The organism is Bacillus sp. UNC41MFS5 (genome assembly GCF_000686805.1).
In genome coordinates this window covers 506,230-523,378 of record NZ_KK366018.1, presented here as the reverse complement: position 1 = coordinate 523,378, position 17,149 = coordinate 506,230, and the positions used below count along the sequence as shown (strand labels likewise).

16 protein-coding genes are annotated in these 17,149 nt (G+C 39.0%); 12 read left to right on the top strand and 4 right to left on the bottom strand.

From position 1 onward, the window contains the following. Positions 1 to 5 precede the first annotated feature (5 nt). Entirely contained in the window at positions 6 to 905 is a 900-nt protein-coding gene (locus tag BR30_RS0126170) for an ROK family protein (protein ID WP_026567603.1), read from the top strand. Between the two features lie 121 nt (positions 906 to 1,026). Here the strand turns inward: BR30_RS0126170 and BR30_RS35435 are convergent, their stop codons facing one another. Next, positions 1,027 to 2,964, bottom strand: coding sequence for a glycosyltransferase family 2 protein (locus BR30_RS35435; RefSeq protein WP_051633787.1), 1,938 nt, complete (start codon positions 2,962 to 2,964; stop codon positions 1,027 to 1,029). A 311-nt stretch (positions 2,965 to 3,275) separates the two neighbouring features. On the opposite strand from BR30_RS35435, the gene BR30_RS0126160 reads away from it, so the two are divergent. Continuing rightward, complete coding sequence (locus BR30_RS0126160) at positions 3,276 to 4,346, top strand: sugar phosphate nucleotidyltransferase (protein ID WP_081825584.1); 1,071 nt, start codon at positions 3,276 to 3,278, stop codon at positions 4,344 to 4,346. Between the two features lie 197 nt (positions 4,347 to 4,543). Further along, positions 4,544 to 5,065 carry a hypothetical protein gene (locus tag BR30_RS34595; protein WP_051633785.1) on the top strand — a complete coding sequence of 174 codons (522 nt, stop codon included), beginning with the start codon at positions 4,544 to 4,546 and terminating at the stop codon, positions 5,063 to 5,065. A gap of 11 nt (positions 5,066 to 5,076) precedes the next feature. Here BR30_RS34595 and BR30_RS36985 read toward each other — a convergent pair whose 3' ends face one another. Then, positions 5,077 to 5,226 (bottom strand): hypothetical protein, encoded by a 150-nt coding sequence (locus BR30_RS36985; protein WP_155928846.1) that lies wholly within the window; start codon positions 5,224 to 5,226, stop codon positions 5,077 to 5,079. 463 nt (positions 5,227 to 5,689) lie between these two features. Here BR30_RS36985 and BR30_RS36980 point away from each other — a divergent pair, with 463 nt between their 5' ends. Continuing rightward, positions 5,690 to 5,830, top strand: a complete 141-nt coding sequence (locus BR30_RS36980; RefSeq protein ID WP_155928844.1) for a hypothetical protein — start codon at positions 5,690 to 5,692, stop codon at positions 5,828 to 5,830. Positions 5,831 to 6,074: 244 nt separating this feature from the next. On the opposite strand, the gene purF is transcribed toward BR30_RS36980, so the two are convergent. Further along, positions 6,075 to 7,454 carry an amidophosphoribosyltransferase gene (gene purF / locus BR30_RS0126140; RefSeq protein ID WP_026567601.1) on the bottom strand — a complete coding sequence of 460 codons (1,380 nt, stop codon included), beginning with the start codon at positions 7,452 to 7,454 and terminating at the stop codon, positions 6,075 to 6,077. Positions 7,455 to 7,649: 195 nt separating this feature from the next. Between purF and purK the strand changes: the two genes are divergently transcribed. From purK to purD, 8 genes are all read left to right on the top strand, one after another. Further along, positions 7,650 to 8,777: a 5-(carboxyamino)imidazole ribonucleotide synthase gene (gene purK, locus BR30_RS0126135; RefSeq protein WP_026567600.1), complete on the top strand. Its 1,128-nt coding sequence runs from the start codon at positions 7,650 to 7,652 to the stop codon at positions 8,775 to 8,777. Between the two features lie 64 nt (positions 8,778 to 8,841). Continuing rightward, entirely contained in the window at positions 8,842 to 9,561 is a 720-nt protein-coding gene (gene purC / locus BR30_RS0126130; protein ID WP_026567599.1) for a phosphoribosylaminoimidazolesuccinocarboxamide synthase, read from the top strand. Next, a complete protein-coding gene (gene purS, locus BR30_RS0126125; protein WP_026567598.1) occupies positions 9,554 to 9,808 on the top strand; it encodes a phosphoribosylformylglycinamidine synthase subunit PurS in 255 nt (84 codons plus the stop codon). The genes purC and purS overlap by 8 nt, the downstream gene beginning before the upstream one ends. Before the next feature lie 12 nt (positions 9,809 to 9,820). Then, positions 9,821 to 10,504 (top strand): phosphoribosylformylglycinamidine synthase subunit PurQ, encoded by a 684-nt coding sequence (gene purQ, locus BR30_RS0126120; protein WP_026567597.1) that lies wholly within the window; start codon positions 9,821 to 9,823, stop codon positions 10,502 to 10,504. Continuing rightward, positions 10,491 to 12,779, top strand: a complete 2,289-nt coding sequence (gene purL / locus BR30_RS34590) for a phosphoribosylformylglycinamidine synthase subunit PurL (protein WP_051633784.1) — start codon at positions 10,491 to 10,493, stop codon at positions 12,777 to 12,779. The genes purQ and purL overlap by 14 nt, the downstream gene beginning before the upstream one ends. Before the next feature lie 13 nt (positions 12,780 to 12,792). Beyond that, positions 12,793 to 13,827 carry a phosphoribosylformylglycinamidine cyclo-ligase gene (gene purM / locus BR30_RS0126110; RefSeq protein WP_026567596.1) on the top strand — a complete coding sequence of 345 codons (1,035 nt, stop codon included), beginning with the start codon at positions 12,793 to 12,795 and terminating at the stop codon, positions 13,825 to 13,827. A gap of 2 nt (positions 13,828 to 13,829) precedes the next feature. Next, positions 13,830 to 14,408 carry a phosphoribosylglycinamide formyltransferase gene (gene purN / locus BR30_RS0126105; protein ID WP_026567595.1) on the top strand — a complete coding sequence of 193 codons (579 nt, stop codon included), beginning with the start codon at positions 13,830 to 13,832 and terminating at the stop codon, positions 14,406 to 14,408. Between the two features lie 39 nt (positions 14,409 to 14,447). Continuing rightward, on the top strand, positions 14,448 to 15,710 hold the full coding sequence (gene purD / locus BR30_RS0126100; protein ID WP_026567594.1) for a phosphoribosylamine--glycine ligase: 1,263 nt from the start codon (positions 14,448 to 14,450) through the stop codon (positions 15,708 to 15,710). A 454-nt stretch (positions 15,711 to 16,164) separates the two neighbouring features. Here purD and BR30_RS0126095 read toward each other — a convergent pair whose 3' ends face one another. Continuing rightward, on the bottom strand, positions 16,165 to 17,067 hold the full coding sequence (locus tag BR30_RS0126095) for a glutamate biosynthesis transcriptional regulator GltC (protein WP_026567593.1): 903 nt from the start codon (positions 17,065 to 17,067) through the stop codon (positions 16,165 to 16,167). Positions 17,068 to 17,149 lie beyond the last annotated feature (82 nt).

The window sequence follows — 17,149 nt, the reverse complement described above, 5'->3', positions numbered from 1 at the left end:
GTTAAATGAAAAAATATCTTTCTTTTGATATAGGTGGGTCAAAAATAAAGCATGGACTCTTATTAGAGAATGGAACTATTCTTTCCAAAGATAGCTACAAAACCATGAACAATGATCTAGATATATTTTTAAAAGATATGGTAGAGACCATTAAACTGTACAAAAAAAATAATGATTTAAGTGGTGTTGCTATTAGTTTACCAGGATTTATTAATCCCAAAACAGGTTATTCCGAACGAGGGGGTGCTATTACAGCATTAGATAACCAGAATCTTAAAAAATTTTTGGAAAAAAGGTTTTCCCTGCAAGTTGAAATTGAAAATGATGGGAACTGCGCTGCATTAGCAGAAAAAATAAGTGGTAACGCAAAAAATTGTACCGATTTTATTTGTGTAGTAATTGGCACTGGTATTGCTGGGGGAATCTTTGTTGACGGGAAAATTTTGAATGGTCACAGTTTTAGAGGCGGGGAAATTGGTTTTATAATTACCCAAACTGGAAAGGATTACTATGATTTATGGAATCACACAGGTTCTACTTCTGCTTTAATTCATTCTTATAAAAATCTGAAGGGTATTGGTGAATTCGAAAACATAAAAGGGGAGACAGTTTTTAAAGAAGCTGCTAAAAGCAATTTAGTACGAAAACTACTTGATGACTGGATTAAAATCAATAGTTATGGAATTTTTAACTTAGTTGCAACTTTAAACCCACAAAAAATTTTAATTGGTGGTGGAGTGAGCGCCCAACCAGGCCTGATCGATTCTATTAACGATGGACTTGACAAGATTTATCCTTGGAGAGACATTAAAGTTCCGGTTGAAAGTTGTAAATATCAAAATGACGCAGGGATGATTGGAGCCATGTACCATTTATTACAAAAACAAGGTCGGTTACGTTACTAAATGAATGACTCCCCTGTCTTTGCGGAACTAAATAATGACTTCGTGTTTAAAAAGAGAGCCTTTCACACAATCGAGATGAAAGGCTCTTTATATTTGACTATTTTCACTTTACGACCAACCCTTATTTTACACTTTTCCAACAAACTAGCCCTTCGCTTGTTCTACAAACAAGCAGGTATCTTTCATTCTCTTTTTGATGCAGCATAATCGGTACTGCATCCTCATCAGTAATAAGATAGGGTCCTTTCCACTGGTAATCTTTAGCTGTGTTTTTACGAATCCAATAGGCGATGCCACCAGTCTCTAAACTACAAACAGCCATAAAATTCTTATCCTTATTCTCTATGAAGAGTGGTGTTCCTTTAATTCCTTTCGCAAATTTTTCAGTCTTGTTCCAGACATCACGATCAGGGTCCTTCCAGTAATGCACTAAGGACCCCCCTATTCGAACGACGATTTCTTTATAGCCAAAACTGCTTTCAAGTAACAGGGATGGTGATATGTCAACTCCAAACCAAGGATAATCTTCTGTTCTATATTGCGTTGTATATTTAATTGTTAGATGCTGAATTAACTTTCTTACGGGGTCTTCCTTATCCAAGGTGATCGGGTGGCAAAGCCAGCTTTCTTTGATATTATTTATATAGTATATTATTTCATCCAGAGTAAAATAAGGTCGATAACGAATTAATTTTGAATCTGTCTGATTAGGATATCTTTTTACTCTTAATCCTAGTTTAACAGCCATGTTTACAAAGAGGAATTCATCTGTACCGAAAGAGATTGTTTCTTGAAGCGCCTTCTTAAGTTTTTCATTTGTATCGGATTGAAGCAATGCTCTTACAAATGATCTTCTCATGATTTGGCCTACATTAAAAATACCTAAAAAAGGATTAACATCAAATAATTCCTTCCATCTTGACAGGTCCTTTTTTAGTTCTTTTCCAATGTACCAATCACTCTCAGGTACCCTTAACTTCACGGCCATATAATCTATGCCCTGCATTTGTGCTTGGACGAATTCTTCATACCCATGTCTGAAAAAAAGGGAATCCGAGTCAAGATTAATAAAATATTCATATTCGATTCCCAGCTCTTCCATCCATTCCATTGTTTCAAGAAAATATATGGTGGTATATCCCCGCTCAAGTTTTCTGCTTGTTGGGCAAACCGGTACATCTAGACCGTCACACAAATGGGGGTCTTTTCCGCCGTTGAATAAAACAATGGAACTATTCGGACAGTAGTACTTTACATTGTCAATCAATTGCTTAACCAGGTCACGGTTTTTATGAACTAAAATAGAGAAACAAATTTTACTTTTTGGGTTTCTTGTTATTTCAGTTTGTTTGATAAGGCTTTGTTGCTGATATCGTTCACTAATAATTCTCATCGTTTCTTCCTTATTTCCACTAGCTTCAATATAACGGTTCAGCAAAGCAATGTTAGCTTTACTGTTCGGATTCGAATGATAGCTGGATGAAGGATGCCACAAGTGAAATATTGAGCCCTTATAATTAACGAAATAACCACAAATGGTATTAACTGCATGAGAAAAGGCATCATCTTCCCCTCCCCAACCTATAAATCGCTCATCAAACCCTCCTACTGCTTCAAAATTCTTTCTAGGAATGATGTTAATCTTTCCAGCAAACCCATTATATAGCCAATTTACTTTATTGCATTTTTCCTTGTTAATATCGATAGGTCCTGTTGGTTCTGTTTTCAACAGGTTTCTAGTCAATTCATAAGGAACATCATAGATCTTGGTAAACGGAACAACCCATGCTGCTTTATCAAGTAATTTAATTGATTCCTCTATAATTTCACGGGTAACAACAATATCAGCATCCAATATGACAAATATATCTCTGGTTGCTTTTTTTGCGGCCATGTTTACAGCTTTTGCTTTATTCACATCATTTTCATTAATTGTTCCTATGACTATTTCCGCTTTAGGCATAACAATCGAATAATACTTTACGAGCCATTTAAAAGCGGCCTCTCTTGGTCCATTGTCTGTTTGGAATGGAATAATAATAGAAACGTTTTCAAACATTCAGCATTATCCTTTCTTATTTTTTTCATTGCAAATCAGCAATTCAGGACTTTTAAATAGGAAGTTCTTCTAGCCGTTCATTTTTATACATTACTGCTACAACATCATTTGTTAGAAGCATTCCCAATCCTTTGAATTACTGGTCCTTCTTGTACTATATATGCAGAATTTCATTATAAGTAACTGACAACGACCTACCAACAGTATTAACTGTGTGAAAGTGATCAGGTTGCCGCTTTAAATAAAGAACAGAAAAGATTTTATATGTATTAATGGAAAAAATTTTGTTCGATCGTTGAAGATGCCTATATATGTTGTACAAGTTTTCATATTATATAAAGAATGGTTTATTAATTGAGGTGATTTATTTGAAAGGAATACTCCTATGTGCAGGACGAGGAAGTAGAATGCTTCCATTTACGTTAACAACGCCAAAGACACTTTTACCAGTAGTGAACCGCCCCATGCTGGACCATAGTATTGAAAAATTGAGGGATGCAGGTGTTAACGAGATTGGGGTGGTAATCAATCCATCACAAACTCAAATTATTGAACACTTAGACGCCATGTATCCCCGTCAAAATATAAAGGTTTTTGAGCAAACAGAGCCACTTGGTGTCGCACATGCAATTCGTTCTATTCAAAAGTTTGTTGAACAGGAACCATTTGTCCTGTTACTTGCTGACAACTTATTTGTTGAACCGCTAGATAATCTAATTAGGCTTTCCGAAGAAGGAAATACTACTGTTCTTTTAGGGGAAGTTTCTAATCCCCAAGATTTTGGAATTGCATTAATTGAAAAAGGGAAAATAGTAAATCTGGAAGAGAAACCAGCAAACCCTAAAAGTAATTTGGCTATTATGGGGGCATATGTCTTCCAACCGAGCATTTTTGAAGCTATTTATAAAATTCCCCCTTCAACACGTGGTGAATACGAAATTACAGATGCGATTCAATGGCTGATTGATCAAAAACAGACAGTATGTTACGAAAAAACAAAACTACCTATCTTTGATGTCGGTACTCTTGATCGATGGCTGGAAGCAAACTCATTTCTCTTGGCAGAAACGGATTCCAGAATGTTGAAAGTAGGCACTAACACCCGTATAGAAGGCTGTAAAATAATAGGGAATGTGATAATCGGAGATGGATGTGATCTTACGGATGCTGTTATTGGTCCAAATGTAGCAATAGAGGATGGATGTATTGTCCGTAATTGTAGTATTGAAAATAGCATTTTATTAAAAAATACGTTAGTTGATACCCCTTGTTCAATAATAAATAGCATTCTTGGAAGAGAATCCATTTTACAGGGAGGAAACATTGCACAAAAAATAGTTCGGTGTATCCTTGAGGATTATTCCATGTACAAGTTTAATTAACTGTGTCAGACGCTGATAAATCGGAGTGCAGTGCGCTGATAACGGTTTAATGGGCTGGTCCATGATTACTTCCATTAAGTCCAACTAGCTTAGAGTTAATTTTAATGAACCAATTCTTATAAAAAAACTAAGGCCCCTTGTGCTACAAGGAATCAGGCTATTCTTTAAAGTTAATTCAAAAGTGAGGTGGAATGAATTTGGGAGAAAAAGCGATGTTTTTGACTAGTAGTGATATAAAGTTTATTAAATTGTGGATAGAAGGAATAGGAAGTCAAACATTTAAAAGAAGGGCAAGGTGGAATTACAACCATTATATAGGACTTTCTTACAATATAATAGGCTTTGGAATGTCCCGAGTCGTATTTGATTTAAACAATGGTTTTGCTTTAAAGGTTGCCACTAATGCAGAAGGAATTAATTGCAATAAAGTAGAGGACGTAATATACAATTTTGCCCCCCCTTCCGTGAAAAAGTACCTTGCTGAAGTCAAAGAGCATGGATATGGGTGGATTATCATGGAGAAGATGAAAAATGTTCCTGATACCGAGGAAAATAGGGAGAAGGTACTCCGCATGAAAGAAAAGTTCAAAAAATACGGAATACATGCCGGTGATATAGTGGACGAAGAGAATAAGCCGAAATGGAAAAATATCGGTATAAACGAAGAAGGTAAAATCAAAGTGGTTGATTACGGCCATTTTAATATATTTCACAATTAGGGAGAACGGAACTAAGAAATATATATTGCTAGCGTTCCTTTCGCTTTGCCTTCCGCACGTTTAATCCCCTTAAACGTCTGAAATAATGAATCTAGATTGTCTGCAGATTTTTGAACTGTTCTTTCCTTTTTCATATGCTTTCCTGTTCGTTTATCAGCCAAAATAAAAACCCCTCCTGTCGGTTAAATTAACGGAACAATAGGCGCATAAACCGAGCGCTACCCTGCGATTAAAGCAAGGCATACGTCAACGGAAATAAAAAAGGTAGAAACTCCGTTATATCAACGTTTCTACCAACATGATGACCTGTACAGGGATCGAACCTGTGACCTCAACCCTGTCAAGGTTGTGAAGTGATTCAGATAAAAACATTTATAGAATACAGCATTAAAGGGCTTACTTCAAAATGGAGTAGCCCTTTTTGGTTTTTAAAGACTTAAAAGGTTTATTTAAATTCAAAAAAGATTTGAAGTAAAACAATAACCAATGAAACTTGGTAAAAAAATTTAAGAAAATCGTGAAAAACACAACAATAATGGTTTATCACCTTAAATTAGGAATAGTAAGAGTTTTAATAGAGATACTAAAACCTGTTTGATAATTATTTATTTGGAGGGATTTTTTATGATGGATAAAGAAAATCAGTATGTTGCCGCTTCACTATCACCTAATTTGATAAATGAAATTCAATCACTAGAAGAAAAAATAAGTGAGCAAGCACAAAAAAAAGTAGTGGTTATCGCGTATGAAAATGATAATAATTAGTTAGGTAGATATCTTCAGGAGAAATAGGATAGCTATTTCTTTTTTTCAAGGTTGGAATCAAATATTCGCATAAAAAAGCTAAAACCTTCATAAATTTTGAAGGTTTTTCTCTATCTTATTCTTTTTATTTAATAAGACAGTGGTTAATTGCTATTAAAGAAAAACTTAATTTCAAAAGTTTGGTTTATTCGTGAAAATAAAGACTAGGACTTCCGTTTTAGACGTCCTAGTTTAATGAAAATTATCACTTCAGATACAAATCAGTTGGATATGCACCACTAAAACAGGCGATACAACGGCTGCTAGTATCTGCCAGATCTACATCTACAGCCTCTAATAATCCATCGGTACTTAAAAAGGCTAATGAGTCTGCTCCAATCACACTTCCCATTGCTCGTTCATGTTCATGTTTGTTAGCAAAAAGTTCTTCTTTTGTTGGCATATCCACTCCATAAAAACAAGGATTTCTTACCATAGGAGAACTAATTCGTACATGGACCTCCTTGGCACCTGCTTGACGAATCAATTGAACAATTCGCTTGCTTGTCGTTCCACGGACAATCGAATCATCAACAAGCACGACCCGCTTATCCTCGAGAATCTCACGAACAGCACTTAATTTTAGACGAACGGCCAAGTCCCGTAATTCTTGGGTTGGTTCAATAAATGAACGACCGGCATAGGGATTTTTGATGATTCCCATTTCATATGGAATTCCTGATTGTTGGGCAAAACCCATAGCTGCAGGGACACTTGATTCAGGAACAGCAACGACAACATCAGCTGGTGTGGGATGTTCTTTTGCTAAAATTTGGCCTAATTCTTTTCGGATGGATAAAACACTTCTTCCATGAATCACACTATCTGGACGAGCAAAGTAAACAAATTCAAAGGAGCAAAGGGAAACGTCCCCTTTTGCAGCAAATCTGCCTGTTTTAATTCCCGTCTCGTCAACAAGAAGCCATTCTCCCGGTTCAACATCCCTCCAGAACTTAGCATCGACCGCATTAAGTCCACATGTTTCTGACGACGCGACAATGGATTCACCAATTTTTCCGAGGCTAAGGGGACGTAAGCCATGACGATCTAGGGCAATCAGCATTTGTTTATCTGTCATGATCAGCAAAGCAAAGGAACCGTCAATCCGCTTAAGAACTTCTGGTCCAGTTTCATTAAAATATTTTTTACTGGAACGAGCTATTAGGTGAGCAATAATTTCTGTATCAGTAGTTGTCTGAAAGATGGCACCCTGTTGCTGGAGAACCTTCCGTTCGATATTGGCATTCACTAGGTTTCCGTTATGGGCAACGGCCAAATCACCCTCACTGTACTTAAAAACAAGAGGTTGTGCGTTTTGTAGTAAACTTGCCCCAGAAGTAGAATATCGTACATGACCGATGGCCATATTTCCGCTTAGTCCATCAAGGATCTCACGTGAAAATACTTGGGTAACTAATCCCATTCCCCTGTGATGCCTGAATGATTTTCCATCACTAGCGACAATTCCTGCACTCTCCTGGCCGCGATGTTGAAGTGCATGAAGTCCATAATATGTTAAATGGGCTGCTTGGGGGTGATTAAAAACTCCAAATACACCGCATTTCTCCTGCATTTCTGAATCCATATGTGTACTCCTCCCCTTGATTTCATTTAATTATTTTTGGCGAAATCAGAATTTTTATCCTTGTGATTGTCTAGTTGAACTTATATTAGCTTTGTAAATTATAGAAATTTTTTTGATTAAAAAAGTATTTGAGTGCATTTCAGGAAAACCTAAAATTATGAAGAGCTTAAAAAAGGATGAAGGAGGAAAAGTACTTTGACCGTCATTAAACCCTGCTCAACGATTGGTATCTTAGGGGGAGGCCAGCTAGGAAGAATGATTTCAATTGCTGGTAGAAATATGGGATATCGCTTCATTACTCTGGATCCGACACCTAACTCACCATGTGGACAAGTGGCAGATTTTCAAATCACAGCTCCCTATACTGAGCTCAAAGCTGTTAAAGATCTTGCCGAATCCTCAGATGTGATTACTTATGAATTTGAAAATGTAGATTCTACTATAACCTCCATTTTAGAAACTACATCCTATGTACCTCAAGGAAGCGAACTACTCAAAATAACCCAAAATCGTATCCTGGAAAAATCCACCTTAAAGTCCTTTAATGTGAGAGTAGCTCCTTTCTTAGTTATACATTCGGATAATGACATCGAAACGGCTATAGATCGTATGGGATTTCCTTACATAATGAAAACAGCTACAGGGGGTTACGATGGGAAAGGGCAATGGGTTATAAAAAGCAGGGATGACATTCCAATTGCGATTGAGGCTTGGCAAAAGGCAGGACTGGACATGATCATCGAGCAATTTATCCCGTTTAGCAAAGAAATATCCGTGATTGTTGCCCGAAATACACAAGGTCAAACAAAGACTTTCCCTGTAGTTGAAAATATCCATATTAATAATATCCTGCATCAGTCCTTCGTTCCTGCAAGAATTACCGATGAGCAAAGGATTCAAGCGGAAACTGAAGCATTAAAAATAGCTGACTCCTTACAAGTAGTAGGATTAATTGCAATCGAAATGTTCCTTACGAATGATGGTGAAATTATCGTAAATGAGTTAGCACCAAGACCTCATAATTCCGGGCATTATTCAATGGATGCATGTATTACTTCTCAATTTGAGCAGCATATTCGGGCAATATGCGGACTGCCTTTAGGAGATACTACACTTTTAAGTCCGATTATCATGGTTAATATTTTAGGTCAGCATTTAAATAAAGTGCTAGATAAAATAGAGAAGTTACCACCAACAGCCAAACTACATTTATACGGCAAAAAGGAAAGCGTAGAAAATAGGAAAATGGGTCACATTAATTTTTTAGGTTCAAATCTCGAGCAAATAGACAAGCAAATTAAGGATCTTAGAATTTGGTCATAAGGGAACGTGGATTAGAGTCGTCCTGCTAAAATCATAACCAACGAGTGAAAAGAGTGAAAAAATAATGGAAAAATTAGAACAGCTTTATGAAGGAAAAGCGAAAAAAGTGTACAAAACATCAGAACCAGGAAAGTATTGGATTGAATATAAAGATGATGCTACTGCCTTCAATGGCGAGAAAAAAGGTCAAATTGCAGGAAAAGGAACTCTAAATAATGAGATTAGTGCGATCTTCCTAAGTTTGTTAAAAGAGAAAGGCGTGGAAAATCATTTTATTAAAAAGATTTCATTAACAGAGCAGATTGTTCATCAAGTAGAGATTATCCCGATTGAGGTTGTCGTTCGAAATATTGCGGCGGGCTCCCTTGCAAAAAGGCTAGGATGGGAGGAAGGGAAAGAACTACCGGGACCCATTGTGGAATTTTACTATAAGAATGATGAATTGGGGGACCCTTTGATTAACAATGATCATATTGCCATTCTTGGACTCGCTTCAGAGATAGAATTGGTTGAACTTCGAAAACAAGCTCTAAAAATCAATGAGATTTTAAAAGAGTACCTTTCAAACAAAGATATTATCTTAGTTGATTTTAAATTAGAGTTTGGAAAAACCCCAGCAGGCACTATTATCTTAGCGGATGAAATCTCACCGGATACGTGTCGCTTTTGGGATGCCCATTCAAAGGAAAAGTTAGATAAAGACCGGTTTAGGCGGGATTTAGGGAACGTTGAGGAAGCCTATCAAGAAATACAACGGAGAATTGGGGGTAATGTCAATGTTTAAAGCAACAGTATTTGTAACCTTAAGAGAAAGTGTACTAGATCCACAAGGGAATGCCGTTCATGAGTCGTTGCATTCTCTTGGATATGATGAAGTTGGAGATGTCCGAATAGGGAAATACATGGAGCTTGAAATTAATAGCGATGATCAAAAGGCGGTAGAAGAACGCGTAAAGGATATGTGTGAGAAACTGTTAGCCAATACCGTAATTGAAGACTTTCGGTTTGATCTTACCAAGCAGGAAGGATAGGAGGGGAATAAGATGAACTTTGCTGTACTGGTTTTTCCTGGTTCAAATTGTGATGTAGATATGTATAAAGCAGTGTTAGATACGATTGAACAGTCTGTCGAATATGTATGGCATCTTGAAACGGACCTATCAAAATATGATGCAATTCTAGTTCCAGGGGGGTTCTCCTACGGGGATTATTTGCGTCCAGGGGCTGTTGCGAGCTTGTCTCCTGTTATGGAGCAGGTGAAAATAGCCGCTGAAGAAGGGAAATTGATTCTTGGTGTCTGTAATGGGTTTCAAATTCTAACAGAAGCTAATCTTTTGCCAGGTGCTTTACGAAGAAATCAACGGTTAAAATTTCATTGTGACTTCATTGATTTAATAGTAGAAAACAACCAAACTCCGTTCACATTAGACTATCAGGAAGGCGAAACGATACGTATTCCGATTGCCCATGGCGATGGTAATTATTACTGTGATCAAGAGACATTGGATGAATTAGAAAAGAACAATCAAATCGTATTCAGGTATAAAGGGACGAATCCAAATGGGTCGATTTCTGAGATTGCAGGGGTCATCAATGAGAGAGGAAATGTTTTAGGATTAATGCCCCACCCGGAACGTGCGGTTCATAAATGGCTGGGAACAGATGACGGAAAACGTATGTTTTCATCTATTTTAAGTTACTGGAGGAAACAATATGGTACAGCATAAAGAACCAACTCCTGAGCAAATCGCCCACCAGAAGGTCTATCGGGAAATGGGATTAACTGATGATGAATTTGATAAAGTAATTGAAATCCTTGGGCGGAAACCCAATTATACGGAAACCGGCATATTTAGTGTCATGTGGTCCGAGCATTGCAGTTATAAAAATTCGAAGGTTGTTCTTAAACGATTTCCGACTTCCGGCCCGCACGTCTTGCAAGGCCCTGGAGAAGGGGCAGGTATTGTTGATATCGGTGATAATCAAGCCGTCGTGTTTAAAATTGAAAGCCACAATCATCCTTCCGCCATTGAGCCTTATCAAGGTGCGGCAACGGGGGTTGGCGGGATTATTCGTGATGTGTTTTCCATGGGTGCCCGCCCGATCGCTTTATTGAACTCGCTGCGTTTTGGCGAACTTGATAACCCAAAAACGAAATATATCTTTGAAAATGTGGTCGCGGGTATTGCCGGATATGGTAACTGTATGGGCATTCCAACGGTTGGTGGGGAAATTTACTTTGATGCTTCCTATGAAGGGAATCCCCTTGTGAATGCCATGTGTGTGGGTTTAATCAACCATGATGAAATTCAAAAAGGCGTCGCTAAAGGGATTGGTAATCCTGTCATTTATGTTGGAGCCGCTACCGGCAGGGATGGAATTCATGGAGCTACCTTCGCTTCAGAAGAGTTGAGTGAAAATTCCGAAGCGAAACGTCCAGCCGTCCAAGTGGGCGATCCTTTTATGGAAAAATTGTTGCTTGAGGCCACTCTTGAATTAATCGCCTCTGGTCATGTGGTTGGGATACAAGATATGGGGGCGGCAGGGTTAACCAGCTCAAGCTCTGAAATGGCCAGTAAAGCGGGAAATGGTGTTGAATTGGACCTTGATCTCGTTCCACAGCGCGAAAAAGGAATGAATGCCTACGAAATGATGCTCTCCGAATCACAAGAAAGAATGCTGGTCGTGGCGAAAAAAGGAAAAGAAGGGGAAGTAAAAAAGATATTTGATAAATGGGGACTCCACTCTTCTGTGATCGGCAAAGTGACGGATGATAACCAACTCCGTTTACTTCACAAGGGAGAGGTCGTGGCGGAAATCCCCGCGGACAAGCTTGCAGAAGATGCGCCAGTGTATTGTAAGCCATCGAAAGAGGCGCCGTATTATGAACAATATGCATCATTAGACATAACTGCATCCATCAAAGAGCCAAAGGATTATAACTCTGTTCTGCAGCAATTGCTAGCATCACCTACGATTGCCAGTAAAGAGTGGGTATATCAACAGTATGACTATATGGTTAGAACAAATACCGCTGTCATACCTGGATCGGATGCGGCTGTAGTTGCAATCCGTGGAACACGGAAAGCCTTGGCGATGACAACGGATTGCAACGGAAGGTATGTTTATCTTGATCCGTTTGTTGGAGGAGCTATTGCGGTAGCTGAAGCGGCCCGTAATGTGGTTTGTTCGGGCGCCGAGCCTTTAGCTATTACTGATAACTTGAACTTTGGAAGTCCGGAAAAGCCGGAAATTTTCTGGCAGTTTGAAAAGGCAGCAGATGGAATTAGTGAAGCATGCCGTCAACTCAATACTCCTGTAATTGGTGGGAATGTCAGCTTATATAACGAGACAAAAGGAGAAGCTATTTTTCCAACACCAACCATTGGCATGGTAGGGTTAATTAAGGATATCGAACATATTACTACCCAAGAATTTAAAAAAGAAGGAGATTTAATTTTTTTAATTGGGGAAACCAAAGCAGAAATAGGCGGGTCGGAATACCAAAAAATAATGACAGGTAAGATCGAAGGGCGCCCGCCGCAGTTAAACCTTGATTTGGAAAAGAAGATACAAGGTTTTACGCTTAAAATGATTCAAGAAGGATTGGTGCAGTCAGCTCATGATACAGCAGAAGGCGGTTTAGCAGTTGCTTTAGCTGAAAGCTGTATAAGTGGGAAGTTGGGTGCCGAAATTCAAGTAACCGAAGAACTTCGAACAGACTTTAGCCTTTTTAGTGAATCCCAATCTCGGATCATTCTTTCCGTTGCTCCGGAAAATGCTGAGAAGATTAAGAAAATGGCGCAACAGCTGGATGTGCCACTAAAAGAAATCGGTCATGTGAAAGGTCAGGAACTTTCAATTACACATAATGGTAAGACCGTCATTTCCGGGCCGATTACTAAATTGGCAGAAGCCTGGCGGAATGCTATTCCTAACATTATGCGTTCGGGATTATTAAAAAAGCTCAACATGCAGAAAATCTCTGCAAGTTTACCGTAAAGGAGAGAAACGAATGAGTGATGCTTACCGCCAAGCTGGAGTCAATATCGATGCGGGAAATGAAGCAGTTGAACGAATGAAAAAACATGTAAAAAAAACCTTCCGGCCAGAGGTTTTAACGGGACTAGGAGGCTTTGGGGCCCTTTATAAACCAAATTTGTCGAAGATGGAAGAGCCTGTTTTTGTTTCTGGAACGGATGGAGTAGGAACCAAATTGAAAATTGCTTTTGCCATGAACAAGCATGATACGATTGGAATCGATGCGGTTGCCATGTGTGTGAATGATGTCATTGTCCAAGGGGCCGAGCCTCTTTTTTTCCTAGACTATTTAGCATGTGGTAAGATCATTCCGGAAAAAATTGAAGCGATTGTTAAGGGGATTGCAGATGGCTGTGTTCAGGCGGGGTGTTCACTAATTGGCGGGGAAACTGCCGAGATGCCGGGAATGTACCAGGATGAGGAATATGATATTGCTGGATTCACGGTAGGTATGGTTGATCAAAAACATGTTATTGATGGAACAAAAGTAAAAGAAGGCCAAACACTCATTGGGTTAACTTCAAGTGGTATACATAGCAATGGGTTTTCACTTGTCCGAAAGATTCTATTGGAGGATGCTAAACTCTCATTAGATGATTTTGTGGAGGAATTGGGGACTGAATTGGGAAAAGTGTTGCTTGAACCCACCAAAATTTATGTGAAATCGGTCCTTTCAACGATACGGAAATTTAATGTCACTGGAATGGTACATGTAACAGGCGGGGGTTTTTATGATAACATTCCACGAATTTTACCAGAAGGTTTACAGGCTGAAATTAGGGATGGATCATGGAAGGTCCCGGGGATTTTTTCCTTTATCCAACAAAAAGGTAAAATATCTGATTATGATATGTTCCGAACTTTTAATATGGGAATTGGGATGATTTTAGTGGTCGATACTGAGGACTCTCGGGGCGTTTTGGATCACTTGGAAACGTTGGGTGAAGATGCGTTTGTAATCGGTACAGTTCAAAAAGGAAACGAAGAAGTCGTATTCAAGAAGGAGTAAGTATGAAGATTGCCGTTTTTGCTTCTGGTACGGGTTCTAATTTTGTTGCGATTCTAGAATCCATAAAATCAAAAAAAATCAATAACGTTGAAGTGGGTTTACTGGTCAGTGACCGTCCTGAAGCTCTTGCAGTCCGCACGGCTATTAATGAATCAATCCCGGTTTTTTCTTTTACTGCAAAAGATTATCCAAATAAACAAGCCTATGAAGAAGAGATCCTTGAAAAGTTAACTCAACTAGAGGTTGATTTTATCGTACTGGCTGGATATATGAGACTGTTAGGTCATGTTTTACTTCATGCATTCGATCGGAAAATAATCAATGTCCACCCGTCTCTATTACCAGCTTTCGCAGGAAAAGATGCCATTGGTCAAGCGCTCGATTATGGGGTAAAGGTAACCGGAGTCACGGTCCATTTTGTGGACGAAGGAATGGATACAGGAGCGATTATCGAGCAGCGAGCCGTAATAATTGATTCGGAAGAGACCAGAGAAACATTGATAAAAAAGATTCAGGAGCAGGAGCACAAATTATTACCAGAAGTGATCCAAAGGCTGGCGAATATGGAGGCTGCGGAATGACAAGAGCATTGATTTTTAAACACTAGGAGGTAAGACGAAATGAAGGTGTTAGTCATAGGGGGAGGCGGCCGAGAGCATGCGATTGTTTGGAAACTGTCTCAAAGTCCTAAAGTTACTCAAGTTTATTGTGCTCCTGGCAATCCTGGGATTGCAGAGTTAGCAGAATGTGTTTCAATCGCTGTTTCAGAAATAGAGATATTAGCTGATTTTGCTAAAAAGGAACAAATTGATCTTACCTTTGTTGGACCTGAAGAGCCGCTCTCATTGGGTATTGTCAATTATTTTAAAGAACAGGGTTTAGCGGTATATGGACCTACAAAGGAAGCGGCATTGATTGAGGGAAGTAAGGCGTTCGCTAAAGAAATAATGATGAAGTACCAGATTCCAACAGCTAAATATTCTTCTTTTACTAACTATGAGGATGCACTCTCCTTTGTCCGCGGTGAAGGGGCACCAATCGTGATCAAAGCGGATGGTTTAGCCGCAGGAAAAGGTGTGGTTGTGGCAAAAACATTAGAAGAAGCAGAAGAAGCACTTCAAAGTATGATGCAAGAAGTTTCCTTTGGCTCGGCGGGGGCGAGGGTGGTTGTAGAGGAATTTTTGGAAGGAGAAGAATTAACCCTGCTCGCTTTTGTAAATAGGACTACTGTAAAGGCAATGGTTCCGGCACAGGACCATAAGCCGGTATATGATTTTGACAAGGGTCCTAACACTGGTGGGATGGGAACTTATGCGCCCTTACCACATATTGATCCATCAATGGTTGAGCGGATTATTCATGAAATAGTCGAACCAACGGCAAAAGCTATGGTAGAGGAAGGTTCCCCATATGAGGGAATCCTCTATACTGGTTTGATGCTGACAAAATCTGGTCCAAAGGTAATTGAATATAATGCACGATTTGGCGATCCGGAAACACAGGTAGTTCTTCCATTGCTTGAAACAGATTTACTTGATATCTTGCTGGCAAGTCTTACCGGAGAATTAGAAAATGTAGAGGTGAAATGGAAAGACAAGTCTGCTGTTTGCGTGATTATGTCTTCAGCTGGCTATCCGGGACCATACGAAAAAGGACAAGTGATCAAAGGATTGGAACATATAACTTTTCCGACTATTGCATTCCATGCTGGCACCACCGCAAAGGATGGAGAAATTCTAACAAATGGCGGGCGAGTCCTGGGGATCACTGCCATTGGCGACCATTTGCAAGAAGCGAGAGATTTGGCCTACCAATCCGTAGAAAAGGTATCTTTTATAGGTGCTCATTACCGAACAGATATAGGATCTAAGGCATTTCGTTGACTATTATTAACGTGTCATAAGCGACCCTTATGAAGGACAAATCTCTTGATGCTGCAGTGGCTTTTGTCCCTCATACCGCTTATGAAGGACAAATCTCTTGATACTGCAGTGGTTTTTGTCCTTCATACCGCTTATGAAGGACAAATCTCTTGATGCTGCAGTGGCTTTTGTCCCTCATACCGCTTATGAAGGACAAATCTCTTGATGCTGCAGTGGTTTTTGTCCTTCATACCGCTTATGAAGGACAAATCTCTTGATACTGCAGTGGTTTTTGTCCTTCATACCGCTTATGAAGGACAAATCTTTTGATACTGCGGCTACTTTTGTCTTTCATATCGTTTATGATTGATAAATCTCTTGTCCCTGTTACCACAGAAAAAGGAAGAAGACTGTAATGTCCACCCCATATGGATAAATGTGCTAAAGTGTCTTTTAATGGTGCCTGACACCCAATCTATTGAAACTGCTCTAATACACGGAAGAAATCAATTGCAAATTGGTAGAAGAGGTTTTCGGATGGTGCCAGGTCTCTATATTTTGGTGTGATGAGGCCGACTGTTCTTTTTACTTGAGGGGAGTCAATTGGTATTTTTACCGTATATCGTGGCATGGAGTCATATACTGTGCTTTCTGGTAAGAGGCATACACCAATCCCCGCTGATACCAGTCCCTTTAAGGCATCCAAATCCTCTCCCTCAGAGGTGATATTTGGTACAAATCCTGCTTCTTTGCACGCCTCTATGGCAATTTTTTGAAGAATATACCCCTGTGGAAATGAAACGAAGGATTCGTTTCGTAATTGTTTTAGTTCTATTCTTTTTCGGTCGGCAAGGGCATGGTTGGAAGGAAGCAAAGCAGAAATGTTTTCTGTAAATAGTATCTTGGTTTCAATATCAGGATCCTTAGTAGGGACAGGCCCAATAAACGCTAGATCAATTTCGCCATTTTTAACGGCATCAATTAAGTATTGATAAGAGCCTTGCTTCAAATGAAACACAACGTTTGGTTGTTTTGTTCGAAAGGCTGAGATAACGGTTGGCAGCCAATAGCTTGCTAGACTTGTTGGATATCCAATTTTAATGGTGCCTGACTGAGGGTCTAAATACTCATCCACCTTTTCTTTTGCCTCATCAATTAATTTTACCGCTTTTTTTATATGGCTTAAAAAGATCATTCCAATTTGCGTTAACTTAATGTTCCTTCCGGTTCGTTCAAATAAACGAACACCGAGCTCATCTTCTAATTTAGCAATCTGAAAACTTACGGCGGACTGTGCGACATTGAGATTTTCGGCCGCCTCGGTTACATGTTCGCGCTCAGCAACCTCCATAAAATACCTTAATTGACGTAGTTCCACCTTAAAACCCTCCATTCATATAAAAATGAGATTGATTTAATCTTAATTATATATTGTTTATATGTATAATAAAACATAAAAT